Consider the following 21,904-nt stretch of genomic DNA (forward strand, 5'->3'; position numbering starts at 1 on the left):
ACATGCCGACCTGCCCGAACGGACACCAGTCGGGATCCGACGACTGGTGCGAGGTCTGCGGTCACCGCATGGCCGGTGCCGTGCCCCCGCCCCCTCCCCCGCCCCCCGGCGGCTACGGCTACCCCGGTCAGGGCCAGGCCGGCGGACGCCCGCCGCTGTCGCCCATGCAGGACCACGAGCCGGAACTCTGCCCGCAGTGCCGCACGCCCCGCGAGGGCGGCGCACCGTTCTGCGAGGAGTGCCGGTGGAACTTCCTGACGAACACGGCCACCTCGTACACCCCGGCCGCCCCGCGCCTGCCTGCCCCGGGCCCGAGCCCGGCCGCCCGCTTCCAGCAGCCGCCCGGCCCGTCGTACGCCGGCGGTGACTCCTACGACTACCAGGGCTCGCGCCCCTCGCAGATGAACCGGCCCGCCGAGCCGCTCCAGCCCTTCGGCAACGACCCCTCCGGCCGCGGCGGCCCGGGCCAACAGAACCAGGGCCAGAACCAGAGCCAGAACCAGGACCAGGGCTTCGGCGGCGCACGCCAGCTTCCGGGCCAGGGCCAGCCCGGCGCCTTCGGCGGCGAACGCCAGGGCCAGGGTCCGCCCAACGCCTTCGGCAACGACCCCTTCGGCGGCAACCGCCAAGGACAGGGCCCTGGACAGGGTCAAGGCCAAGGTCAAGGCCAAGGTCAGGGCCAGGGCGGCCCGGGTGGACCCGGTCCCTTCGGGGGCGAGCGTCAGGGGCAGCCCGGCGGTCCGGGTGGCTACGGCGGCGAGCGTCAGGGCCAGCCCGGCGGTCCGAGTCCCTTCGGCGGCGAACGGCAGGGGCAACCCGGCGGTCCCGGCGGTCCCGGCGGCTTCGGGAGCGAACGCCAAGGACAGCCCGGTGGATCCGGCGGTCCCGGTGGACCCGGTGCCTTCGGCGGCGAACGCCAGGGGCAGCCCGGCGGCTTCGGAGGCGGCGAACGGCAGGGCCCCCCGCACCCGTTCGGCAACGACCCCGCCAGATCCGGCCCCCAGAACGGTCCCTCCCCCTTCGGCCCCGACCCCTCGCGGCAGATCCCGCCGGGAACGCCCGGCCCCCCGACCAACGCGGGCCCCGGCGGCACCGCGGGCGGACCGCAGGCGTTCCAGCAGGCCGGGCTGTCCGCGCCCGCCTTCCCGCAGGAGACCGGCCGTCCGCAGCAGGGCGGCCCCGCCTTCGGCGGCGGTGAGGACGACTGGGTGATCCCTCCGCCGACCTCCGGCAGCCCGGGCGGTCCCGGCGCCCCCCAGCAGGGCGGTGGCTACGGCTACCCGCAGCCCGGTCGGACCCAGGCCCCGCCCGGCCGGCAGTTCCAGCAGCAGCCGACGACCTGGACGGCCACGATCGGCCCCGACCGCGACTACTTCCTGGCGATGATGCAGCGTTCAGGGCCGGAGGCCGCGGGCCTCAACCTGCCCGCGTACTCCCCCGAGCAGCAGCGCACCCTCACCGGCAACCAGATCACCATCGGCCGCCGCCGCCACTCCACCGGCGAGTCCCCCGACGTGGACCTGTCGGTGCCGCCGGAGGACCCGGGCGTCTCGCACCAGCACGCGGTACTGGTCCAGCAGCCCGACGGCAGCTGGGCGGTCGTCGACCAGAACTCGACGAACGGTACGACGGTCAACGGCGGCGAGGAGCCGATCCAGCCCTTCGTGCCGGTGCCCTTGCAGGACGGGGACCGGGTGCACGTCGGCGCCTGGACGACGATCACGGTCCGCCGCGGCTGACCCGACGCGTCACGGGAGGGGCCAGACGTACGGCCCCTCCGGGTCGTCCAGCCACGCCCAGGTGCGCCCGGCGGCGACCGTCACGCCGAAGCGCTCCCGTGCGGGCCGGTGCTCGCGCTCCCACACCGTGTACGCCTCCTGTGGGCCGAGGGCCGTCGCGGTGAGCGCGAGCAGGAAGCGGAAGAGTTCGTGATCGCCGGTGCTCCGGGGCAGGGTGCCGAGGCGGCCGGTCTCCGGCTCGGGTCTGCTGCCGCCGCGGGACGGCACGAAGTAGGCGGGCGTGTGCAGGAACCTGCCCTCGCCGTGCCGCGCGTCCCGCACGGTCAGCGCGATCAGGCCGGTGGCGAGCGGGGCGAGGATGCGGGCGCCCGCACGGCACTGGGCGAGCCAGGCGGACGGGACCGTCGACAGGGCGCAGGTCGCGATGATCCGGTCGTAGGGGGCGTTGCCGGGGACGCCGCGAGCTCCGTCGCCGGTGACGACGGCCGGGCGGTACCCGGCCTCGGCGAGGTGCCGGCGCGCGGACTCGGTGATCTCCGGGTCCAGGTCGACGGTGGTGACCCGGCCGTCGCCGAGCCGGTGGGCGAGCAGGGCCGCGTTGTATCCGGTGCCCGCGCCGATCTCCAGCACCCGGTCGCCGTCCGCGGGCCGCAGTTCCGCAAGCATCCGCGCCATCAGCGAAGGCTGGCTGCTGGAGGAGAGCAGTTCGCCGTCGCGCAGCCGGGTGGCCAGCGGGATGTCGGTGTAGACCCCGAGCAGCCAGCGCTCGCACTCCCGCGGGTCGGGGCTCTGGCCCCACAGCCGCTCGTGGCCGCCGCCCGGAAGACCGACGTAGTAGTACGGCACGAACAGCTGCCGCGGCACCGCCTCGAACGCCTCCCGCCAGCGGGGGTCCGCGTCCCACGCCCCGCTCGCGTCGATCTCGCGCACCAGCGCCGCCCGCGCCGAGGCGGCGAGACCGTCTGGTTCCCTGCCGGAAGCGTGCCCGCCCATGGCTCCACTGTCCCGCGCGACGGCCCACCCGGCGAGCGGCCCGGCAGCCCCGGCGGCTCCGCCGGACCGTGACCGGCCGGAAGGGTCCTAAGCCTTGAGTCCTGGGCCACCCGGTCTGAGACCATGGGGGACGTGAAAGAGATTCGGCGCGGCACGCTTCAGGAGCAGACCTTCTACGAGCAGGTCGGCGGGGAGGAAACCTTCCGCCGCCTCGTCCACCGCTTCTACGCGGGTGTCGCCGAGGACCCGCTGCTGAAGCCGATGTACCCGGAGGAGGACCTGGGCCCGGCCGAGGAGCGGCTGACGCTCTTCCTGATCCAGTACTGGGGCGGCCCGACGACGTACAGCGACAACCGCGGCCACCCCCGGCTGCGGATGCGGCACGCTCCCTTCACCGTCGACCGCGCCGCCCACGACGCCTGGCTGAAGCACATGCGGGTCGCCGTCGACGAACTCGGCCTCTCCGAGGAGCACGAGCAGACGCTCTGGAACTACCTGACGTACGCCGCCGCCTCGATGGTGAACACGACCGGCTGAACACGACGGGCTGAACACGACGGGTCGAAGGCTGCCCACTGCAGGTCACCTTCAGGTCACGCGAGGTCGGGGGTGGCCGGCCACCATATCGGCGTACAGCGACGGCAGTTGGGTGGGGTCGGACGGCCGGCAGTCGCGGCCGGTGTCAGCGCACGCTGACGGCCAGAGAGCCAAGTCCCGCCCTGCGTACGGCGATCGAACCGTAGGGGGTGCGCAACCGCAGCCACGCGCCCGAGGCGAAGAGCTCCGACTCCCCGCCGGGGCGCAGAAACCCGAACGACTGCGCCGCGTGCACGACCCGGACCGGGAGCGGGGTGGCGGCGACCGTGCGGGACCAGATCTCCCGGCCGATCCGGTCGAGTTCGGCGCGCGTGCGGCCCTCGGGGGTCAACTCCTGCGTACGGGAACGGAATTCGGCGACGGCGGCGGAGACCATCGCGCGCAGGGCGTCGAACCCCGGCAGGCCGGCCTCCGGCGACCAGCCGCCACGGGGCGGCAGCACGCCGGCCCACGAGGGTCCGGTCACAGCGGCCGGTACCGCGGCCGTCGCCGCCCTCTCGTCCAGCGTTTCCAGCAACTCCCCGGCGGAGACGGTCACATCGAGCGTGGCGTCGAGGCCGTTCTCGTACGGCTTGGCGAGGCGCACCGCGCGGATGGCGAGCACCTCGAAGGAGGGCGGGCGTCCGAAGACGGCGAGCGCCGTGCCCGCCGCCTGGAGCCGGACCGCCGCGCCACGGTCGTAGTGGAGCAGCCGCGAGAGGAAGGCCGCGAGGTCCGCCGCCTCCCCCTCGTCGGCGAGATGGAGGACCGTCATGCGGCGACGGCCTCCTCCTCGGCGTCGTCCCGGTACTCCTCCAGGAACTCGCGCTCCTCGGCGGTGATCCGGCGCGGGCGCTGGGCCGCGAAGTCGAACGGCACGACCACCGTGCAGGCCCGGACGTAGACCTGGTCGCCGTCCTTCACCTCGTAGGTGATGGTGAAGGACGCCGCCCTGATCTCCGTGACCCACAGCTCGACGTCGACCGGCGTGTGCCGGTGGACCAACTGCCGTTTGTAGTCGATCTCATGGCGTGCCACCACGGACCCCTGCTTGAACTCCTTCTCCGGGCGGTGCAGGAAGTCGATACGGGCTTCCTCCAGGTACCGGAGGAAGACCACGTTGTTGACGTGGCCGTACGCGTCCATGTCCGCCCAGCGCAGCGGGCAGCGGTAGATGTGCCGCAAGATCGATCAGCCCCGGGTCAGCTTCTTGTAGGTCGCGCGGTGCGGGCGCCCCGCGTCCGGGCCGAGCCGCTCGACCTTGTTCTTCTCGTACGAGTCGAAGTTGCCCTCGAACCAGAACCACTTGGACTCGCCCTCGTAGGCGAGGATGTGGGTGGCGACCCGGTCCAGGAACCACCGGTCGTGGGAGACGACCACGGCGCAGCCGGGGAACTCCAGCAGCGCGTTCTCCAGGCTCGACAGGGTCTCGACGTCGAGGTCGTTGGTCGGTTCGTCGAGGAGCAGCAGGTTGCCGCCCTGCTTGAGGGTGAGCGCGAGGTTGAGGCGGTTGCGCTCACCGCCGGAGAGGACGCCGGCCGGCTTCTGCTGGTCGGGGCCCTTGAAGCCGAACGCGGAGACATAGGCCCGCGAGGGCATCTCGACCTGGCCGACGTTGATGTAGTCGAGCTCGTCGGAGACGACGGCCCACAGCGTCTTCTTGGGGTCGATGTTCTCGCGGCTCTGGTCGACGTAGCTGATCTTGACGGTCTCACCGACCTTGATGGAACCGGAGTCCGGCTCCTCCAGGCCCTGGATCATCTTGAACAGGGTCGTCTTGCCTGCGCCGTTCGGGCCGATCACGCCGACGATGCCGTTGCGCGGGAGCGTGAAGGAGAGGTCGTCGATGAGGACCTTGTCACCGAAGGCCTTGCCGAGGTTGTTGACCTCGACGACGACACTGCCGAGGCGCGGGCCCGGCGGGATCTGGATCTCCTCGAAGTCCAGCTTCCGCATCTTGTCGGCCTCGGCGGCCATCTCCTCGTACCGCGCGAGGCGCGCCTTGGACTTGGCCTGGCGCCCCTTGGCGTTGGACCGCACCCAGTCGAGCTCCTCCTTCAGACGCTTCTGCCGCTTGGCGTCCTTCGCACCCTCGACCTTGAGGCGGGTGGCCTTGGTCTCCAGGTACTTGGAGTAGTTGCCCTCGTAGCCGTGCAGACGGCCGCGGTCGACCTCGCAGATCCAGCCGGCCACGTTGTCCAGGAAGTACCGGTCGTGGGTGACGGCCACGACGGTGCCCTCGTACTTGGCGAGGTGCTGCTCCAGCCAGTTCACCGACTCGGCGTCGAGGTGGTTGGTGGGCTCGTCGAGGAGCAGCAGGTCGGGCGCCTCCAGCAGGAGCTTGCAGAGCGCGACCCGGCGCTTCTCACCACCGGAGAGGTTGGCGACGGGCCAGTCGCCGGGCGGGCAGCCCAGCGCGTCCATGGCCTGCTCCAGCTGGGCGTCGAGGTCCCAGGCGTTGGAGTGGTCCAGGTCCTCCTGGAGCTTGCCCATCTCGTCGAGCAGCGCGTCCGAGTAGTCGGTCGCCATCAGCTCGGCGATCTCGTTGAAGCGGTCGAGCTTGCCCTTGATCTCGGAGACGCCCTCCTGGACGTTCTCCAGGACGGTCTTCCCCTCGCTCAGCGGCGGCTCCTGGAGCAGGATGCCGACGGTGTAACCGGGAGACAGGAACGCGTCACCGTTCGACGGCTGCTCCAGCCCGGCCATGATCTTGAGGACGGTGGACTTACCGGCGCCGTTCGGGCCGACGACGCCGATCTTCGCACCCGGGAGGAAGCTCAGGGTGACGTCGTCGAGGATCACCTTGTCGCCGTGCGCCTTGCGCGCCTTGCGCATGGTGTAAATGAACTCAGCCAAGAGAAACCGTCCGGCAGCTTGAAATCTGGCAGTGGGCAGATACACCCCATCTTGCCTGAGGTCCAGGCTTGGGTGGTAACCCGTTTGGTCGGACCCCGCTGACCTGGGGTTTCGGGGTTGACGACTACGGCACGTCTGCCGTCGGCTGCGTAACGCGGTACGGCCTGTGGCCTTGGTCTGCGGTTCGTGACATGTCCGGCTCCGATGGCTGATCGGTGGGAGGGCGGTTCCACTGAGCCGGGTGGCGTGGCCCGGGACGGATGTGGCGCGGGGGAACGGTTCGGTGCTCCTGCGCGTCCTCCCCCTCCAGGACGCGGTGGTCGTGTTCCGAGGAGGGGAGGCCGGGTGGAGGCGGGGGACGGATTCGCCAAGTGGGTGCGGCGGTTCGAGGAGGAACGGGAGCGGCGGGGCGCGCTGGCGGATCCCGGGTGGGGGCGAGGTGCGGTGCTTCATCCGGCGGTGTGGGCGAGTCTCCAGCGGTTCCAGGTCGGGGAGGACGGTGACGGGGCGAACCTGGTCGGCAAGGCGGACGCCGCCGGTGACCCCGACTACGCGCGGGCGGTCCGGCTCTTCGTCGCCGAGGAGCAGAACCACGCCCGTCTCCTCGCCCGGCTGCTGGCCGCGGGCGGCATGCCGACGCTGAACGGCCACTGGAGCGACACGGTCTTCGTCCGGCTACGGCGCCTCATGGGCCTGCGCATGGAGCTGCTGGTCCTGACGATCGCCGAGGTGGTGGCCCTGCGCTACTACCGGGCCGTGCGCGACGGCACCCCCGACCCGCTCACCTCGGAGGTGGCTGCCCGGATCCTGTCCGACGAGGAGCGCCACGTCCCGTTCCACTGCGAGCGGCTGCACGCCTCCCTGGCCGAGCTGCCCCGCCCGTGCCGCCGCCCGGTGATGACGCTGTGGCGACTCCTGCTGCTCGCGGTCACTCTCGTCGTCGCGGCCGACCACGGCCCCGCCCTACGCCAACTCGGCCTCGGACGGCTGCGTTTGGTGGCCGATGTCGTGGCGTCGGCCGGCGCGGTGGTCGCCGCGGTGTCGGCACCCCGGCCGGACGCGTGGACGAGCGGCCCCTGACACCCGGTCCGACCGGTGGCCACGCCCCCAAGTCGGTCTCGCTCAGCCCTGGTTGGGCTTGCGGTCGCGGAGCAGTACCAGGGCGGTGGCGCCGATCGCGACCAGGCCGATGGCGACGACCATGATCATCGGGGTGATGGCAGAGCCACCGGTGTCGGCGAGGTTGGTGTCGGTTGCGGTGCCGCCGACCGTCGCGGGGCTCGGTTCGCTGAGGAGCTGGGTCGTGTCACCGCCCGCGTCACCCTGGGTCCGGCAGTCGAGCACCCCCGCGAACCTCTTCTCGGAGCCGTTCGGCGCCGTGAGCGTGAAGTCGTACGCCTGGTCCTCCTGGAACGGGATCGTCACCGTCTCCGACGTGTGCGCGGCGATGCTCCGTTCGACCCCCATCAGCGCGAAGGGGTACGGCTCGTCGCCCTTGTTGGCCACCGCGATGTCCAGTCCGCTCCGGGCGCAGTCCTGGCGGGCGGACAGCGCCGGTATCGCGCCGTCGTCCGCCCAGTCCGCGCTCGCGGTCGCGGAGACCGTCGACTCGCTGGAACCGGCGAGGATCTGGGTCTGGCTGCGGCTTTCGGAGGTGAAGGCGCGGCCGACGGGCACGGTGGTCGAGGCCTGCACGGTCAGCCCGGCCGACCCGGCAGGCGCGTCCTTGGGCACCTCGAAGAACACCTGTCCGCCGTCGGCCGCGGAGGTGACCGCCTTGCCGTTCTTGTCGACGATCCGCACCCCGCTCGTGGCCGCGTCCGCCGGCGGGGTCACGGTGACCCCGCTCGCGTTGGTGTGCACGGTCACCGGTCCGAGCCGCTCACCGGGACGCCCGGAGACCGCGGGCGGGTCGAGGGTGAGCGAGGCCGACGGCTCCGCCGTGTCACGCGCGTTCTTCAGCAGATAGTCCGCGAGCTTCTCGGCCTGCGGGTCGACCGCGTCCACGTCTGCCCCGTCCGAGTAGCGCCAGATCGCCACCTGGGTGCCGGCCGCCGCGTCCTGCTCGGTCAGGCCCCGGGCCCCCGCCTTCGCGGCGAGCGTCGCGAGGTCGTTGACCTGCGGGTAGGAGTTCTGGAGTATCCAACGGATCTTCCCCGCGCTCTTGTTGGCGCCCAACGAGGTGCCGCTCCAGGCGGTCTCGTGGTACTTGGCGTCCCGCTGGGTGGGGTTGTGCAGATCGACGCAGTACGTCTGCAGCATCCCGCCGCCGTCCACCGACATCTCGAAGAGTCCCGCCGACACCTGCGCGTCACCGCTCTTCTGGTGGATCACGGCCTCGCCGTACGTCTTGAGGCCGCCTATGGTCGCCGTCGCCCCGCCCTGGACCTGCGGGGCCTCGTCGGCGGCGGCGGGGCCGGCGCCGGCCAGCAGGCTCACGGCGACGAATCCGGACACCAGCGTCGCGGCGGCGAGGCGGGCCGCCCCTCGCCCGCGTACGGACAGCGCTGAGAACGCAGAAACCACGGAATTCCCTTTCGAGCAAGACCCGTTGAAGTGGGGGGAACGGTCCCACCGGCTGAAACTGAAGCCCCGACAGCTATGCCCGGCATCCTAGGTACCCGCGCGCGCCGCTCTTCCCTGAGAGGTCATCGGATAACCGATCCGACTCGGAATCGTTATCGCCAAGATCGCCCACGACCAACGGCTCATCGGCACACGCACGGGATCACATGGAGCGCATGCGCCGATAAGCCGCGATCAGCCCGACTGCCCACATTCCCCGGCCACCGGCCAGGATGCGCCAAGTAGGCGCGCGGCCAACCCAGTTGAGTCGAGTGGAGCCGCGTCGCGTCGCGTCGGAGCGACCGAGTCACATGGCGGCCACGGGCTCCGCCTGTTCCAGGTGCGGGGCCGTGTCGTCGGCCGGTGTCTCCCAATCCGGCTCGGGGCGCGGTGGCGAGGACGCCGACTCCGGTTTGCCGGCCCGCCGGAAGGCGGAGGTGCCTCGGCTGAGGTCATGGCCGATCGCCACCGCGTCGATGTCCGCCGAGGCCCGACTCTGCTGTCCCTCGCGCGCTTCCGTCCGTACCTTCAACCGTCCCTGTACGACGACGGGGTCGCCGACCGACAGCGAGGCGGCGGCGTTCGCGGCGAGCTGCCGGTTGGCCCACACCGTGAAGAAGTTGGTGTGCCCGTCCGCCCAGGTGCTCTTCTCCCGGTCCCAGTAACGCGAGGTCACCGCCAACCGGAACCGCGCCGACGGCCCCGCCGCCAGCTCCCGGTACGCCGGTGGCGTCGCCACGTTCCCCACCACACAGACCATCGTCTCGTTCATCGCAGACCCCTCCCTCACCCGTGCACCAAGCACCGGGCGGAAACGCGTACGGGCCCGTCCCGTACGACCGAGGCCAGACTGCCTCGGCCGGGCCGAGCCCGCCGCGCGCTGTGCACCAACGCCCACCTGTGGAGAACTTAGGCACCCGGACGAGCGAACCGCGCCCGACCGCCAACCGGTCACTGGCCACCGGTCACCCGTCCCCCGGCCCGCCCGTCCACCGGTTTGCCCGCCACCGGTTCACCCGGCGGCGACCCCCGCCCCCCTGACCCTGGCGTACTGCTCCCGCACCTCCCGGTACCGCAGCAACTCCGCCGCCACCGGGTCCAATACCCGTGCCCGACCGCAGCCGGAGGCCGCCTCGCGCAACCCGCGTTCCGCGTCGTGGCCGTATCTGCGGGCGGGTCCGCGCGCCGCCATCCGGCAGCTCCACTCGACGAGAGGACCGCCGATGATGCCGGCCACCATCAGCAGCACCGGCACCCCGAGGTTCGGCGCCATGAAGCCGGTGATCTGGCCCAACAGCCATGCCCCGCCGATGACTTGGAGGATCGTCATGGACGCCTGGGCCAGCACGGCCGCCGGCCACCAGCCGGGGCGCGGCGGCCGGCCCGAGGGCAGTCCGGCGTGCGCAGCCAGCCCGTCCAGCGCCTCGGGCAGCCCCTGCGCGCCACGTACGGCCGCCTCGCGCACCGCCTGCGCCCAGGGCGCCGGCAGTCCGGTCGAGGCGCGGTCGGCCACCGTCCGTACCGCCTGTTCGACGCGTTGGCGGGCGGTGGCCTCCTCGTCCGGCTGCGCGCGCAGGGGCAGCCGGCCGGTGGGAGGCTCGCGCCGCTCGTTGTACCAGCGCCACAGCCGCAACCAGGGGGTGCCGCAGGCCTTGTTGGCGTTGCGCAGCCAGGCGCGTTCGGCCGCCTCGCCCGCCGCGGTGGCGCCCACCGCGTCCGCGAGCCGGGCGGCGAACTCGTCCCGGGCCTCCTCGCTGAGTCCGGTGCGCCGGCCGGTGGCGTAGACGGGCCGCAGTTGCCGTGCGGCGGCGTTCACATCGGCGGCGATCCGGCGGGCGGCGGCCCCGCGCTCGGCGACGAACTGGCCGAGCATCTCGCGCAGTTCGGCGATGCCGTCACCGGTGAGCGCGGACAGGGCGAGCACGCTCGCACCGGGTTCGCCGTACTCCCCCAGGGCGATCCCGTCCTCGTCCAGGAGCCGCCGCAGATCGTCGAGGACCTGGTCGGCGGCGTCCCCGGGCAGCCGGTCGATCTGGTTGAGGACGACGAACATGACCTCGGCGTGACCCGCCATGGGCCGCAGGTAACGCTCATGCAGGATCGCGTCGGCGTACTTCTCCGGGTCCACGACCCAGATGACCGCGTCGACGAGCGCCAGTACCCGGTCCACCTGTTCGCGGTGCTGTACGGCGGCCGAGTCGTGGTCGGGCAGGTCGATCAGGACGAGCCCGCGCAGCTGTGCCTCCGCCTCGGCGCTCTGCAGGGGGCGCCGGCGCAGCCGTCCCGGAATGCCGAGCCGGTCGATGAGGGTCGCCGCACCGTCACTCCAGCTGCACGCGATGGGCGCGGAGGTGGTGGGGCGTCGTACGCCCGTCTCCGAAATGGCCACGCCGGCAAGCGCGTTGAACAGCTGCGACTTTCCGCTGCCGGTGGCGCCGGCGACGGCGACGACGGTGTGCTCCCCGGAGAGCCGCCGGCGGGCGGCCGCCTCGTCGAGCACCCGGGCGGCCTCCGAGAGGGTCCCGCTGTCGAGCCGGGTCCTGGAGAGGCCCACCAGTTCACGCAGCGCGTCCAGGCGCGACCGCAGGGGCCCGTCGTAGGCCAGGGGTGCCGGGGCGGCCTGTACGAACTTCCGGGTCTCCACGACGACGGGAGGCTGCTCCGCCCCGGTGCTCTCGTTCACCCGCCGCGCGATCAGCCCGTCGTCCCAGGCGTCCGAGGACTCCGTACGGTCGGAGTGACCGGAGTGACCGGAGGGACCGGAGGGACCGGAGGGACCGGAGGGATCGTCGCCGTCCGAGCGGTCCTTGCGGCCGGAACGGCGGCCTGGTCGGTCCGTACGGCCCGAGGAGGAGTCGGCGTCCCGCACGCGCGCGTGGGCGTCCGCGTGGTCGGCGTGGGGATCGTGATCGTCCCGCTCCGGGGCGCTGTCGGCGGCGGGCTCCTTCTCTTGATGCGCGCGCACCGGGACGGCCACGGCCTGTCCGGCGACGTCCTCCCGGGGGGACCCTTTTTCGGCGTACGCGTCCTCGGCGTGCTCGTCCTCGACAGACACGTCCTTGCCGTCCTCGCCCTTGGAGTCCACGTCCTCACCGACTCCGTCCCTGCACACCTCGTCCTTCGAAACCCCGTCCCCGGAGTGGTCGACACGGTCAGGGGGGTCGGAGTAACCGGCTTGCTGGGGACGGTCGGAGTGGCCGGAGAAAGCGATGTGCCGGGATTGGTCTGGGTGATCCGATGGGTCGGAGTGATCGGCTTGTTCCGTGTGGTCCTGGTCAGTGACGGCGGTCACCGGTCACCTCTCCTTCTGCAGTACGGACAGCGCGGCGATGAGTTCGGCCTGGGGTTCGGGGTGCACGTCGAGCGCGTCGAGCGGGGCGAGCCGACGCTCGCGCTCGGTGTGCATGACCCGGTCCAGGTGGTCGTTGAGCAGTCGTCCGCCCCGGTCGCGCAGGCGCAGGGCGCCGTGCGCGCCGAGCCGTTCGGCGATGCCCTCGCCGGCGGAGCGGGACCGGCGACCGCCCAGCAGGACGGTGGCGGCCAGCGCGGCGACCATCTCGGGATCGGGCGCGACGCTCCGGTCGAGGGCGCGTACCTCCTCCTCGGCGTACTCCTCCAGCTCGCGCCGCCACCGCCGTACGGCCATCCCGATGCGGTGTTCCGCGCTCTCCAGCGCGGGATCGCGGTGGGTGAGGCCGGGGGCGCCCGCCGCGGGCTCCCGGCGCCAGGCCTCGTCGACGCGTTCGTCGGCGGCCGTGACGGCACAGAGCAGGAGCGCGGCGAGGCTTTCGGCGAGGGCGTCGAGCAGTTCGCCGGCGGTGCAGTCGAGCGGGAAGGCGCGCCAGCGTTTCAGGGCGTCCCCGGCGAGCACGGCACCGGCCTGCAACCGCCCCCGCACGCGCGCGTGCTCGCTGTCGTACGCCCCGTCGACGGCGGCGGTGAGCCGCAGGGCCGCCGCGTACTGGGCCGCGGCGGCGCCGGCCAGTTCGGGCATCCGGGAGGTGAGGGAGTCGAGGACGCCGTAGGCGGTGCGGGCCATCGTGTCCTGCCGGGCCGCCGGGTCCTGGGCCTGGTGCACGAGCCAGTTGCGCAGCGGCGCGACAGCGCTGGCCGGCAGCAGTCCGCCGCCCCAGGCCGACTCGGGCAGTTCGGGGACCGTGAACCGGGGTACGTCGCCGAGCCCGGCCTTGGTGAGGAGCGCGCCGTACCGCCGGGAGACCTCGGACACCACCTGGTGGGGCACCCGGTCGAGAACGGTGACCAGGGTGGCCTTGTGCTCTTTGGCGGTACGGAGCAGATGCCACGGCACGGCATCGGCGTAACGGGCGGCCGTGGTCACCATGACCCAGATGTCGGCGGCGCAGATGAGTTGGGCGGCGAGGATCCGGTTGTCGGCCAGCAGCGAGTCGATGTCGGGGGCGTCGAGGAGGGCGACGCCGCGCGGGAGGGTCTCGGCGGTCTCCACCCGCAGGACGCGCAGGTCGTCCTCGCCGGGCACCAGGAGGTCGTCGGCGGGGTCCTGCGGGGGCAGCCACACGCGCGTGAGGTCGGGCAGCACGCGCATCCCGCTGAACCAGTGATGGTCCTCCGGATGGCACACCAGGACAGGGGTCCGGGTGGTCGGCCGCAGCACTCCCGCCTCGCTGACCCGCCGCCCCACGAGGGAGTTGACGAGGGTCGACTTCCCGGCTCCGGTCGAGCCGCCCACGACGGCCAGCAACGGCGCTTCGGGTTGTCTCAGCCGGGGCACCAGGTAGTCGTCGAGCTGGGCGAGCAGTTCGTCGCGGTTGGCACGCGCGCGTGGCGCCCCCGCCAGGGGAAGCGGGAAGCGTGCGGCGGCGACACGGTCGCGCAGGGCGGAGAGTGCGTCGAGCAGCTGGGGCCGTACGTCCAAGGTCACCACATGCGAAGAATGCCCAATTTTGAGGGAATTCTGAAGCATATAGGCATGGGCATATAGGCATGTCTGCGTGCCGACAGAGCACATCGGACGGAAGGGATGACTGGGGCATGGGCGCAGTCCAGGCATAACGAGTGCACAACACCCGGTGCGTCGGGCACCAAAAGCGATGCACTATTCGTACCTGCCTGCGATTATCAGGACCGCTTCACCGAACCTCCACATTGAGCCACGGAGGTCAAGCAACAGGGACGAGGACCCGGGAGCCCTATCCTTGTCCCCGGCAACGTCACGGATTGGCCCGCATCCGGCCACCACGACCGAGGCCAACACACCCGGCCCCCGTAGCTCAGTGGATAGAGCAGGCGCCTTCTAAGCGCTTGGCCGCAGGTTCGAGTCCTGCCGGGGGCGCAGCTCCGCACTCCGCGTTTCCGCAGGCAGATGGGCCGTGTGGCCTACGAGTGCCCTCTCTCCGACTGCGCGCCGCACGCCGTACCGCGGAGTGCCCCCGACGCCCTCCGCGATCCGCGACGTGTCGCGCGGCGCCCGTTGCGGAGTTCGGCCGGAAATCGCGGGGCCGGCATCCCGCTCCCGGGAGGCGGCCTCCCCACAACTCACCCTTGACAGCGCGGAGTTGACCTGCTGTCCGCTTCGCGCGGCACGGATCCGTTCGCGCCGGTGGCGGTGGCGGCGTGGGTGTGGCTCAGCGGCCGGCCGCCGCTCGGCCCGTGCGCCGCTCCCCGTCCTCGACCACGCGGACCAAGGTGTCGACCAGTTCGTCGGCCGTGGTGTGCCACGTGTCCGGGGCGAGGTGGCCGCTGAACTCCATGCCGGCGATGCCGTGGGCGCCGGCCAGCAGCAGGGCGCCGTAGCGACCCGCGTTCTGTTCGCCCACGAGGGGGGTGACGACGGCCAGGAACTCGTCCTGGAAGCGTCCGGCCGCGCGGTCGGCGGCGGCCGGGTCGCCCGCCGGTCCGCAGAGTTGACGCCGGACCCGGTCGAACCCCTCACCGCGTTGCCCGGGGCCGGGTCCGCGCCGCCGGAACAGGAGTTGGTACAGGTGCGGCTGGTCCTGACCGACGCGGACCAGGGCGCGGAGGGCGCGGCGCAGTCTCTCCGAGTCCGCCAGGGCGGGGTCGGTCCGCAGGGCGTGCACCTGGTCGCCGATCCGTTCCCAGTTCTCGGCCGCGACGGCGGTCAGCAGGCTGTCCTTGTCCGCGAAGTGGCGGTACGGCGCTCCCCGGGTGACGCCCGCCCGCGCGCCCACCTCCCGCACGGTGACCGCTTCGGGGCCGCCGAGGTCGAGGAGCTCGGCGGCGGCGTCGAGCAGGGCGCGGCGGGTGAGGGCGGCGGACTCGGCACGGGTGACCATGGCGCCCATCATACAGTTGACAGTGTCATCTGAACCGGTAGCGTAGGCAAGGTGACAACGTCATCTGAAACTCAGAAACTCATCGTCGTGACCGGGGCCTCCACCGGCCTGGGCGCGGCAGCCGCCCGTGAACTGGCCCGCCGCGGCTTCCACGTCCTGGCCGGCGTACGACGCGACCGGGACGCCGACGCCATCCGGTCGGCCGGCATCGAGCCGGTCATCCTCGACATCACCGAGCCCACGCAGGTGGAGGCGCTCGCGGCCCGGATCGCCGACGACCCGCGGGCGCTGCACGCGCTCGTCAACAACGCGGGCGTCCAGGTGAACGCCCCGGTCGAGGTCCTGCCGATGGCGGAGTGGCGGCGGGTCTTCGAGATCAACCTGTTCGGTCACATCGCCGTCACCCAGGCGCTCCTGCCCGCGCTGCTGCGCGGCAGGGGGCGCGTGATCAACATCAGCTCGATCGGCGGCAGGATCGCCATGCCGACCTACGGCGCGTACGCCGGCGCGAAGTTCGCCCTGGAGGCGGTCAGCGACTCGCTCCGCCGGGAGGTCGCGCCGCTGGGCGTACAGGTGGTCGTGGTCCAGCCCGGCGGCGTCCGCACGGAGATGGCCGGCCGCGGCATCGAGACGGCGAACCGCCTGGCCGCCGGGATGACGCCGGAGCAGGACGAGCGTTACGGCGACCTGGTGCAGGCGATCAACACGCTGATGGCCTCGGGCACCGCGGCGGGCCTGACCGCCGACGCCGCCGCCCAGGTCGTCGCGGAGGCTGTGACGGCCCGCCGGCCGCGCACCCGCTACACCGCCGGCCGCGATGCCACCGTGCTCGTCCGCCTGAGCAGGATCCTGTCCGACCGCGTGCTCGACCGCGTCAGCGCCGCCAACCTCCGCCGCCACTACCCGAAGGACACCGGGGGCCGACAGGGGCCCCGCGCACAGCTCCGCCCCCAGTGACGCGGCCACCGGTGCGGTGCGGACGTACCGTCACGGTGCTGGCGTCGGTGTCGTGGAGGTCGTACTTGGGGTGAATGTCGACGCTCCCCTTGCAGCCCTCCACGGTGACGACCTTTTTGAGAAGGTCACCGCCAGCGCGTACGGCGTGCCGGCCCGTGGCGGTGGCGGGCGCGGTGAAGGGGGACCTGCCCACGGCGGGGGCGGAGGAGGCGGCGAGCTGCCAGGGGCGCGCGGCGGAAAGATGCAGAGAACCGGCCGGGGCCGGACTCTGACACGAGCTGAGACGTGCCAGGCCGGGGCAGGGTTGTACGGTGATCCGCGCCGCCGGGGTCTGACCGGCCCACTCTGTCGAAGGGGAGACCCGCATGCGTCTGCGCTGTGCCGTACTGGACGACTTCCAGGGGGCGGCGGTCGAGGCCGCCGACTGGGGCGCGGTCGCGGACGACGTGGAAGTCGCCTTCTTCGACCGGCACTTCGACGGGGAGGACGCGCTGGCCGAGGCCCTCACCGGCTTCGACATCATCGTCACCCTACGCGAACGCGTCGCCTTTCCAGGCACGTTGCTCGCCCGGCTGCCCCGGCTGCGGCTGCTCGTCGCCTCCGGGATGCGCAACAGCGTCATCGACTATCCGGCCGCCGAGGCGCACGGCGTCACCGTCTGCGGTACGGCCAGTTCGGCGGCCCCGCCCGTCGAGTTGACATGGGCGCTGCTGCTCGCTCTGGCCCGGGGGATCGTAGAGGAAAGCAACTCGCTGCGCACGGGCGGCCGTTGGCAGAGGACGGTCGGTGCGGACCTGTACGGCCGCCGGCTCGGTCTCCTCGGGCTCGGCAAGATCGGCGGGCGGGTCGCCGGGATCGGGCTCGCCTTCGGCATGCGGGTCAGCGCCTGGAGCCAGAACCTCAGCGCCGAGCGCGCGGGCGAGGTGGGCGTGGAACTCGCCGCCTCCAAGGAGGAACTCCTCGCCCAGAGCGACTTCGTCTCGGTCCACCTCGCTCTCGGCGACCGCACCCGGGGACTCCTCGGCGCCCCCGAACTCGCCCTGCTCAAGCCGACCGCGTATCTGGTCAACACCTCGCGCGCGGCCATCGTCGACCAGGACGCCCTGCTCGCCGCTCTGCACGAGGGCCGCTTCGCGGGCGCGGGCGTGGACGTCTTCGACCTCGAACCACTGCCCGCCGACCACCCCATGCGCACCGCCCCGCGACTGCTGGCCACCCCCCACCTCGGCTATGTCTCGCGCGCCAACCTCGCGACGTACTACGGCGAGGCCGTCGAGAACATCCGGGCGTACCTGGCCGGTTCCCCCGTACGGCGGCTGCCGTGAAAGCGGTGGCTCAGGCGCCGGCGGCGGGTTCGGCAGGGCGCCGGTAGATTCCCGCGCTCCGGCGCAGGTGGTGCAGGTCCACCAGGTAGCGCCGGAGCGTCACATGGTCGACGTCCCCGTCCTCGCACCAGGCCCGCAGCTTCTCGTTTGACGGTCCGCCCCGGGTACTCGACGCCGGTCTCGAAGGTCCGCTCGGAGATGTGCCGCAGCACCACCTTCTTGCGGGTCCACGGCACGGGCAGCCGGACCAGCCGTCCGTCGCGGACGAAGGTGCGCAGGATCATGTCGGTCTGTTCGTCCCCGGTGAGCGTGGACGACGTGGCCGGTGGCCGCCCCCGCCGGGCGAGCCGCTTGAACAGGCCGTACTGGACGCTCAGTTCACCGTCGACCCCGCTCGTCACCACGCCCTGCTCCGCCAGCCGGCGCAACGCCACAGCTGCCTGACGGGAAGTCAGCGCCGCAGCCTCGGCGACCTGTTCGGAGGTCTTCGCCCCCAGCACCACCGCCGCGAAGGCCCGCACCCGGCTCTCCTCGGCGAACAGCCGGACCAGTCCGCCACCGTCGGTTCCGACGTCCGTGCCCGCCGTGCCGGCGTCCGTGCCCGCGCCCGTGTGGGTGGCTGCGAGGGCGGGCGCGGGGTCGGGCGGGTCCGTTTCCGGGTCCGTTTCGGGAGTCATGGGCGGAGGCTGGTTGAGCCTTCTCCGGCGGGCATCGGAATTTCCGTACCGGAATTTTCCATGGACGAACCCAAGGAAGCGCCGTTACCCGCAATGCGCCTGGGCGTTGAACGGGAAGTGCGGTCGCGGGTCACGCGGCCCCACTCACCCAATCAAAGGAGAACGTAATGTCTCGCATCGCGAAGGCGGCCGTCGTCGTCCTCGGCACGGGCGCCGTGGCGCTCGGTGGCGCTGGTCTGGCCATGGCTGACGCGGGCGCCCAGGCGGCTGCCATCGGTTCCCCCGGCGTCCTGTCGGGCAACGTCGTGCAGGTCCCGGTCCACATCCCGGTCAACGTGTGCGGGAACACCATCAACGTGATCGGCCTGCTCAACCCGGCCTTCGGCAACACCTGCATCAACCAGAGCACCCACCACCACGACAAGAGCGACAAGGGTCACGACCGCTCCGAGCACAACCAGGGCTACGGCAACGGTCGCTGACCGTTCGCAAGCACCCACGACACGGCAGAGCCCCGGCACCTCGAGCGCCGGGGCTCTCCCCGTGACCGGGCGCGGACCGGGCGGTCACGCGGAACCGGTCACGCGTACCGGTAGATCCCGCGCACGTCCTCCAACTGGTCCGGCGTCACATCCCACGGCGGCAGCCGCTCGTGCCGGGCGACGATCCGGTCCCGCTGCTCGTCGGCCGGTCCCGGTGGCCGCGCGGGCAGGTAGCGGGCGCCGCGGTGCCGGTCCTGCCAGCGGGTCCACAGCAGGTCGATGAAGGCGTGGTGGAGCCAGAACACGGGATCGTTGACGGAGGCGCCGCCGACCATCGAGCCGCCGACCCAGCGGTGCACCCGGTTGTGGTTGCGCCAGGAGGCGCGGCCCGAACCGGCGCCCCACCCTTCGAGCCGGTTGCGGAAGCCCCTCCTGGACGTGGAGTCCCAGGGCGCCGTGTCGTAGACCGGGTCCCTGAGCGCGACATCCAGGTCGTGCCTGGTGGGCAGGGTGAGCGGGGCGGCGGCGTGGCCGAGGTCCCGGGTGAGGTACTCCTCGTCGGTGATGCCTTCCCTCAGCGTCCAGTTGCCCGTCGCGTGGGCGAACGGTCCCGTCGTCACCCGGTGGTCGGAGCGCCGCCCGTCACCGCCGAGCAGGTCCCTGCCCCAGGGGGCGGAGGTCCGCGTCCGGTCCTTCGTCCAGTCCCAGTACGGCACGGTCACCGACGAGTCCACCCTGCGCAGCGCCCGCTCCAGGTCCAGCAGGAACCTGCGGTGCCAGGGCAGGAAGGAGGGCGCCATGTGGGCCGTACGCAGTCCGTCCTCGCCGTCGGGGACGAAGTACTCGATGTGCGTCCGTACGAACTCGTCGTACTCGCCGCGCCGTTTGAGCGCCAGCAGCGCGTTGACGAACCGCCGCTTCTCGCCGGCGGTCAGGGTGCTCGCGTCCTTACGCGTGTACGCCATGGTCTCCCCCCATGTGCGGGTGTCCCCCGCCGGAGGCGACCGGGTCGGCCGTGCGCAGTTGGCGGCGGGGGCCCAGTTCGTCGACGGCGGCGCGGGCGGCGGCCAGCGGGGTCGGGTACGAGCGGTAGTGGTCGACCATGCTCAGCCAGGTGCCGTCGGCGCGGCGCATCAGATGGAGCGGCCGGCCGTCGACGGTGACCTGCCAGGTGCCCGCCTTGGCGGTGCGCGCGCCGGGCGACGTCAGCACGCCGTGCAGGCGCCGGCCCCGGTAGTTCTCCTCGAAGCCCGAGCCGGCGCCCGGGCCCGCGCCGCTGCCGCCGGCCCGCTCCGCGCCGGTCTGCGGGGACCGGGAGGCCGCGACCGCGGGCACGAGAGCCGCCGCGGCGCCGAACAGGCCGCGCAGGACGTCCCGTCGGGTCCTGCGCCCCGTCCCCGGTCTCGCCGGGTTTCCTGACAGTGCGTCCACCGGTACCCCGCCGACACTCACGTTCATCGCCCACTCCTCGTCCGGTTCGGTTGTCCGTAGCGGTAACCGTCCGGCGGGCCGCGGGGTCACCGTCCGCGGCCCGTGGGATGAACACATGTCCGCCGCGGCCGGTCGGGCCCGGGTCCCGCCGGAAACCGAACGACCCCGCGTCCTACCGGCCCGGGCCGGCGGCGAGGTTCGCGCCCGGCGTCGTCCGCAGGGCCGGGGCGAGCAGACCCGCCCGCGGCAGCCCGGGAACCGGCAGGCCGAGGGTGTCGGCCTCGGGCGCGGTCAGCGGGGCGTCCAGAGAGAGGCCCGGGGCGAGCGTCCGCAGGTCGGAGGCGGGCGTGTCGACGCCCGCGTGGTCGAAGCCGTCGCCGAGGACGTGCGGCAGCGGAGCGCGCAGGTGGACGCCGGGCAGGCCGCCGTCGACGGGCAGTTGGGGCAGTACCCGCTCCGGGAGCAGCCGGCCCTCGGCATACCGCGGCCCCTCGGGGGCGCCCGCCATCGGCACCGGAAGCTCCGCGCCGAGCTTGGGCAGCCCGACGTGGAGGGAGTTCTCCACGCCTTCCAGCGGTACGGGGACCGGGACCGCGCCGAGCGCGGCGGCGGGCGTCGCGGTGGCGGCTCCGGCGGCCGCCGCCACACAGGTGATCACGGCGGCGAGGGTTCCTCGGGTGCTCGACTTCATCTCTGTACGGTGCCTTTCGGGGATGCGGGGCTGAGCGTGCGTACCGGGTAACGATTCCGGTCAGGGCATCAGCGCGAGATTCCCCCGGCCGCCGCAGTAGTCGGCTTGTCCGGAAGTCTTATCCAGAGGCCGGCCTTTTCGGGTACGACGGCCCGTGCGGTACGGCGGTCCGGCCGCCCCCCGTGCGGGTCAACCGCGCAGGCTGCGGGCCGGGAGGACGACGTGCGCGGCGAAGTTCAAAGTCTCGTCGGCGCCGGCGAACGCGGCCAGCGCCTCCGGTGCGAGGGGTTTGCCCGGCTCGGCCTCGGGCCAGGGGCGGGTGGTGAACACGAAGTAGGCGTAACCGCGTTCGCCGACCGCCGCGAGCCACTCCGGGGGCGGGGCGCACTGGGCGTTCAGGTACGGCATGTTGACGACGGCCGTGCCCGCCTCGACGAGCAGGCTGAGCGGCAGGCTGGGCCTGGAGGCGCCGTCGACGAGGTCGCCGCCGACGGGCAGGCCGTTGTCGGCGAGGAGCCGCGCGACGGCGGCGGCGGAGGCCTCGGGGCCGTCGGCTGCGTCCCCGAGGGTGTAGGCGAGGAGGTAGGGCATGTCCCCGTCGGGGGCCTCGCCGCTCCAGGCCACGACGACGAGAGTGCCGAGGTCGGCGGCGCGGAACGGGCGGGAGTCGCTTGAGGTTGAGGTCACCGCGCGACCCTATCGACGGGCTGGAAGGCCGCCCGCCGCGTTATCACCCGACCGGGGGATCGGCCGCCCGGGCTCCACACGAACGAGGGATACGGCTCGAACAGCGCCGGGGAGCGCGGCGGGCCGGTTCCGTCCCGTGCGGGACCGGCCCCCGACGCGGGGCGGCTCAGCTCTGCAGGGGAAGACCGCCGAGCAGCGGGTTGTGCTGGTTCAGCGAACCGGCCGCGCCCTTCACGGCGTTGAGCACGGAGCCCTTGTTCTCGGTGTCCAGCGCGTTGGACTGGTGCTGGAGCGGCATGGCGTCGACGGGACCCTTGGTGAGCGTGTTCACCGCGCCGTTGAGGCTGGTGGGCGTGAGGTCTGCGCGGTCGTAGGCGAACGCGGGCGCGGTCACGCCGGCGAGGACGACGGATCCGGCGACGACAGCGGCGGCCTTCAGGGACTTCATCGCGTTTCCTTTCTTCGGCGACTCATGTCACCAGGGGGAATTCTGTCGCCGTGCCCAACGATCCGCGTCCGGAGGGGAAACCCGTACGCAGCAATTTTCCGCGGGCCACTCGAATGCGGCGTGCGCCTCCTGCGTGTTACCCGTTCTCATATGAGATCCATGGAATTTTGGCCGCGGCGCGCCGGGAACGGAAAGCGGCGGGCGT

General features: G+C 72.6%; 20 protein-coding genes, 1 tRNA gene and 1 pseudogene. 7 read left to right on the forward strand and 15 right to left on the reverse strand.

The window, feature by feature from the left end; all coding sequences use genetic code 11:
• Positions 1 to 2: 2 nt before the first annotated feature.
• The gene (locus tag ABZT12_RS05755; RefSeq protein WP_356377781.1) at positions 3 to 1,739 is read left to right on the forward strand and encodes an FHA domain-containing protein; all 1,737 of its coding nucleotides are present in this window, start codon (positions 3 to 5) and stop codon (positions 1,737 to 1,739) included.
• Between the two features lie 9 nt (positions 1,740 to 1,748).
• On the opposite strand, the gene ABZT12_RS05760 is transcribed toward ABZT12_RS05755, so the two are convergent.
• On the reverse strand, positions 1,749 to 2,732 hold the full coding sequence (locus ABZT12_RS05760) for a methyltransferase domain-containing protein (protein WP_356377785.1): 984 nt from the start codon (positions 2,730 to 2,732) through the stop codon (positions 1,749 to 1,751).
• A 123-nt stretch (positions 2,733 to 2,855) separates the two neighbouring features.
• Here ABZT12_RS05760 and ABZT12_RS05765 point away from each other — a divergent pair, with 123 nt between their 5' ends.
• Positions 2,856 to 3,269, forward strand: a complete 414-nt coding sequence (locus ABZT12_RS05765; RefSeq protein ID WP_356377788.1) for a globin — start codon at positions 2,856 to 2,858, stop codon at positions 3,267 to 3,269.
• Between the two features lie 145 nt (positions 3,270 to 3,414).
• Here the strand turns inward: ABZT12_RS05765 and ABZT12_RS05770 are convergent, their stop codons facing one another.
• Genes ABZT12_RS05770 through ettA form a run of 3 tightly spaced genes read right to left on the reverse strand, consistent with a single transcriptional unit; the run spans position 3,415 to position 6,164 of the window.
• Positions 3,415 to 4,083: a hypothetical protein gene (locus tag ABZT12_RS05770; RefSeq protein ID WP_356377791.1), complete on the reverse strand. Its 669-nt coding sequence runs from the start codon at positions 4,081 to 4,083 to the stop codon at positions 3,415 to 3,417.
• Positions 4,080 to 4,493, reverse strand: coding sequence for a thioesterase family protein (locus ABZT12_RS05775; RefSeq protein ID WP_356377794.1), 414 nt, complete (start codon positions 4,491 to 4,493; stop codon positions 4,080 to 4,082). The genes ABZT12_RS05770 and ABZT12_RS05775 overlap by 4 nt, the downstream gene beginning before the upstream one ends.
• Positions 4,494 to 4,499: 6 nt before the next feature.
• Positions 4,500 to 6,164 carry an energy-dependent translational throttle protein EttA gene (ettA, locus tag ABZT12_RS05780; protein WP_356377797.1) on the reverse strand — a complete coding sequence of 555 codons (1,665 nt, stop codon included), beginning with the start codon at positions 6,162 to 6,164 and terminating at the stop codon, positions 4,500 to 4,502.
• A gap of 345 nt (positions 6,165 to 6,509) precedes the next feature.
• Between ettA and ABZT12_RS05785 the strand changes: the two genes are divergently transcribed.
• Entirely contained in the window at positions 6,510 to 7,244 is a 735-nt protein-coding gene (locus tag ABZT12_RS05785) for a ferritin-like domain-containing protein (protein ID WP_356377800.1), read from the forward strand.
• Positions 7,245 to 7,286: 42 nt separating this feature from the next.
• Here ABZT12_RS05785 and ABZT12_RS05790 read toward each other — a convergent pair whose 3' ends face one another.
• From ABZT12_RS05790 to ABZT12_RS05805, 4 genes are all read right to left on the reverse strand, one after another.
• Positions 7,287 to 8,690: a thioester domain-containing protein gene (locus tag ABZT12_RS05790; RefSeq protein WP_356377803.1), complete on the reverse strand. Its 1,404-nt coding sequence runs from the start codon at positions 8,688 to 8,690 to the stop codon at positions 7,287 to 7,289.
• Between the two features lie 346 nt (positions 8,691 to 9,036).
• Complete coding sequence (locus ABZT12_RS05795; RefSeq protein WP_356377806.1) at positions 9,037 to 9,501, reverse strand: single-stranded DNA-binding protein; 465 nt, start codon at positions 9,499 to 9,501, stop codon at positions 9,037 to 9,039.
• Between the two features lie 240 nt (positions 9,502 to 9,741).
• A complete protein-coding gene (locus ABZT12_RS05800; RefSeq protein WP_356377809.1) occupies positions 9,742 to 12,021 on the reverse strand; it encodes a YfjP family GTPase in 2,280 nt (759 codons plus the stop codon).
• 3 nt (positions 12,022 to 12,024) lie between these two features.
• On the reverse strand, positions 12,025 to 13,632 hold the full coding sequence (locus ABZT12_RS05805) for a dynamin family protein (RefSeq protein WP_356377812.1): 1,608 nt from the start codon (positions 13,630 to 13,632) through the stop codon (positions 12,025 to 12,027).
• A 335-nt stretch (positions 13,633 to 13,967) separates the two neighbouring features.
• On the opposite strand from ABZT12_RS05805, the gene ABZT12_RS05810 reads away from it, so the two are divergent.
• A tRNA-Arg gene (locus ABZT12_RS05810) sits at positions 13,968 to 14,040 on the forward strand.
• Positions 14,041 to 14,332: 292 nt separating this feature from the next.
• Here the strand turns inward: ABZT12_RS05810 and ABZT12_RS05815 are convergent.
• Positions 14,333 to 15,001 (reverse strand): TetR/AcrR family transcriptional regulator, encoded by a 669-nt coding sequence (locus ABZT12_RS05815; protein WP_356377815.1) that lies wholly within the window; start codon positions 14,999 to 15,001, stop codon positions 14,333 to 14,335.
• An 87-nt stretch (positions 15,002 to 15,088) separates the two neighbouring features.
• Here ABZT12_RS05815 and ABZT12_RS05820 point away from each other — a divergent pair, with 87 nt between their 5' ends.
• Together ABZT12_RS05820 and ABZT12_RS05825 are read left to right on the forward strand one after the other, a co-directional pair.
• Positions 15,089 to 15,958: an SDR family NAD(P)-dependent oxidoreductase gene (locus ABZT12_RS05820; RefSeq protein WP_356377818.1), complete on the forward strand. Its 870-nt coding sequence runs from the start codon at positions 15,089 to 15,091 to the stop codon at positions 15,956 to 15,958.
• A gap of 365 nt (positions 15,959 to 16,323) precedes the next feature.
• Complete coding sequence (locus ABZT12_RS05825; RefSeq protein WP_356377821.1) at positions 16,324 to 17,283, forward strand: D-2-hydroxyacid dehydrogenase family protein; 960 nt, start codon at positions 16,324 to 16,326, stop codon at positions 17,281 to 17,283.
• 10 nt (positions 17,284 to 17,293) lie between these two features.
• Here ABZT12_RS05825 and ABZT12_RS05830 read toward each other — a convergent pair.
• A pseudogene (locus ABZT12_RS05830) lies at positions 17,294 to 17,834 on the reverse strand (DUF2087 domain-containing protein).
• 293 nt (positions 17,835 to 18,127) lie between these two features.
• Here ABZT12_RS05830 and ABZT12_RS05835 point away from each other — a divergent pair.
• Positions 18,128 to 18,442, forward strand: coding sequence for a chaplin (locus tag ABZT12_RS05835; protein WP_356377824.1), 315 nt, complete (start codon positions 18,128 to 18,130; stop codon positions 18,440 to 18,442).
• A 98-nt stretch (positions 18,443 to 18,540) separates the two neighbouring features.
• Here the strand turns inward: ABZT12_RS05835 and ABZT12_RS05840 are convergent, their stop codons facing one another.
• The 5 genes from ABZT12_RS05840 to ABZT12_RS05860 form a co-directional block, all read right to left on the reverse strand.
• Positions 18,541 to 19,407: a tyrosinase family protein gene (locus ABZT12_RS05840; RefSeq protein WP_356377827.1), complete on the reverse strand. Its 867-nt coding sequence runs from the start codon at positions 19,405 to 19,407 to the stop codon at positions 18,541 to 18,543.
• Positions 19,391 to 19,900: a tyrosinase family oxidase copper chaperone gene (locus ABZT12_RS05845; RefSeq protein ID WP_356377830.1), complete on the reverse strand. Its 510-nt coding sequence runs from the start codon at positions 19,898 to 19,900 to the stop codon at positions 19,391 to 19,393. The genes ABZT12_RS05840 and ABZT12_RS05845 overlap by 17 nt, the downstream gene beginning before the upstream one ends.
• 145 nt (positions 19,901 to 20,045) lie before the next feature.
• Positions 20,046 to 20,564: a hypothetical protein gene (locus ABZT12_RS05850; protein ID WP_356377833.1), complete on the reverse strand. Its 519-nt coding sequence runs from the start codon at positions 20,562 to 20,564 to the stop codon at positions 20,046 to 20,048.
• Positions 20,565 to 20,753: 189 nt separating this feature from the next.
• A complete protein-coding gene (locus ABZT12_RS05855) occupies positions 20,754 to 21,251 on the reverse strand; it encodes a DUF5949 family protein (protein ID WP_356377836.1) in 498 nt (165 codons plus the stop codon).
• Positions 21,252 to 21,417: 166 nt separating this feature from the next.
• A complete protein-coding gene (locus ABZT12_RS05860; RefSeq protein WP_356377839.1) occupies positions 21,418 to 21,699 on the reverse strand; it encodes a hypothetical protein in 282 nt (93 codons plus the stop codon).
• Between the last annotated feature and the right edge of the window lie 205 nt (positions 21,700 to 21,904).

Origin of the sequence: Streptomyces sp. NPDC005423, from assembly GCF_040606415.1 — a bacterium.
In the GTDB taxonomy this organism is placed as follows: domain Bacteria; phylum Actinomycetota; class Actinomycetes; order Streptomycetales; family Streptomycetaceae; genus Streptomyces.

What these genes read in the sequence shown, in the direction of transcription:
- ABZT12_RS05755 (WP_356377781.1), top strand. Translation starts at nt 3, where the DNA reads ATGCCGACCTGCCCGAACGGACACCAGTCGGGATCCGACGACTGGTGC.
- ABZT12_RS05760 (WP_356377785.1), bottom strand. Translation starts at nt 2,732, where the DNA reads ATGGGCGGGCACGCTTCCGGCAGGGAACCAGACGGTCTCGCCGCCTCG.
- ABZT12_RS05765 (WP_356377788.1), top strand. Translation starts at nt 2,856, where the DNA reads ATGGGGGACGTGAAAGAGATTCGGCGCGGCACGCTTCAGGAGCAGACC.
- ABZT12_RS05770 (WP_356377791.1), bottom strand. Translation starts at nt 4,083, where the DNA reads ATGACGGTCCTCCATCTCGCCGACGAGGGGGAGGCGGCGGACCTCGCG.
- ABZT12_RS05795 (WP_356377806.1), bottom strand. Translation starts at nt 9,501, where the DNA reads ATGAACGAGACGATGGTCTGTGTGGTGGGGAACGTGGCGACGCCACCG.
- ABZT12_RS05815 (WP_356377815.1), bottom strand. Translation starts at nt 15,001, where the DNA reads ATGGTCACCCGTGCCGAGTCCGCCGCCCTCACCCGCCGCGCCCTGCTC.
- ABZT12_RS05825 (WP_356377821.1), top strand. Translation starts at nt 16,324, where the DNA reads ATGCGTCTGCGCTGTGCCGTACTGGACGACTTCCAGGGGGCGGCGGTC.
- ABZT12_RS05835 (WP_356377824.1), top strand. Translation starts at nt 18,128, where the DNA reads ATGTCTCGCATCGCGAAGGCGGCCGTCGTCGTCCTCGGCACGGGCGCC.
- ABZT12_RS05840 (WP_356377827.1), bottom strand. Translation starts at nt 19,407, where the DNA reads ATGGCGTACACGCGTAAGGACGCGAGCACCCTGACCGCCGGCGAGAAG.
- ABZT12_RS05845 (WP_356377830.1), bottom strand. Translation starts at nt 19,900, where the DNA reads ATGAACGTGAGTGTCGGCGGGGTACCGGTGGACGCACTGTCAGGAAAC.
- ABZT12_RS05850 (WP_356377833.1), bottom strand. Translation starts at nt 20,564, where the DNA reads ATGAAGTCGAGCACCCGAGGAACCCTCGCCGCCGTGATCACCTGTGTG.
- ABZT12_RS05860 (WP_356377839.1), bottom strand. Translation starts at nt 21,699, where the DNA reads ATGAAGTCCCTGAAGGCCGCCGCTGTCGTCGCCGGATCCGTCGTCCTC.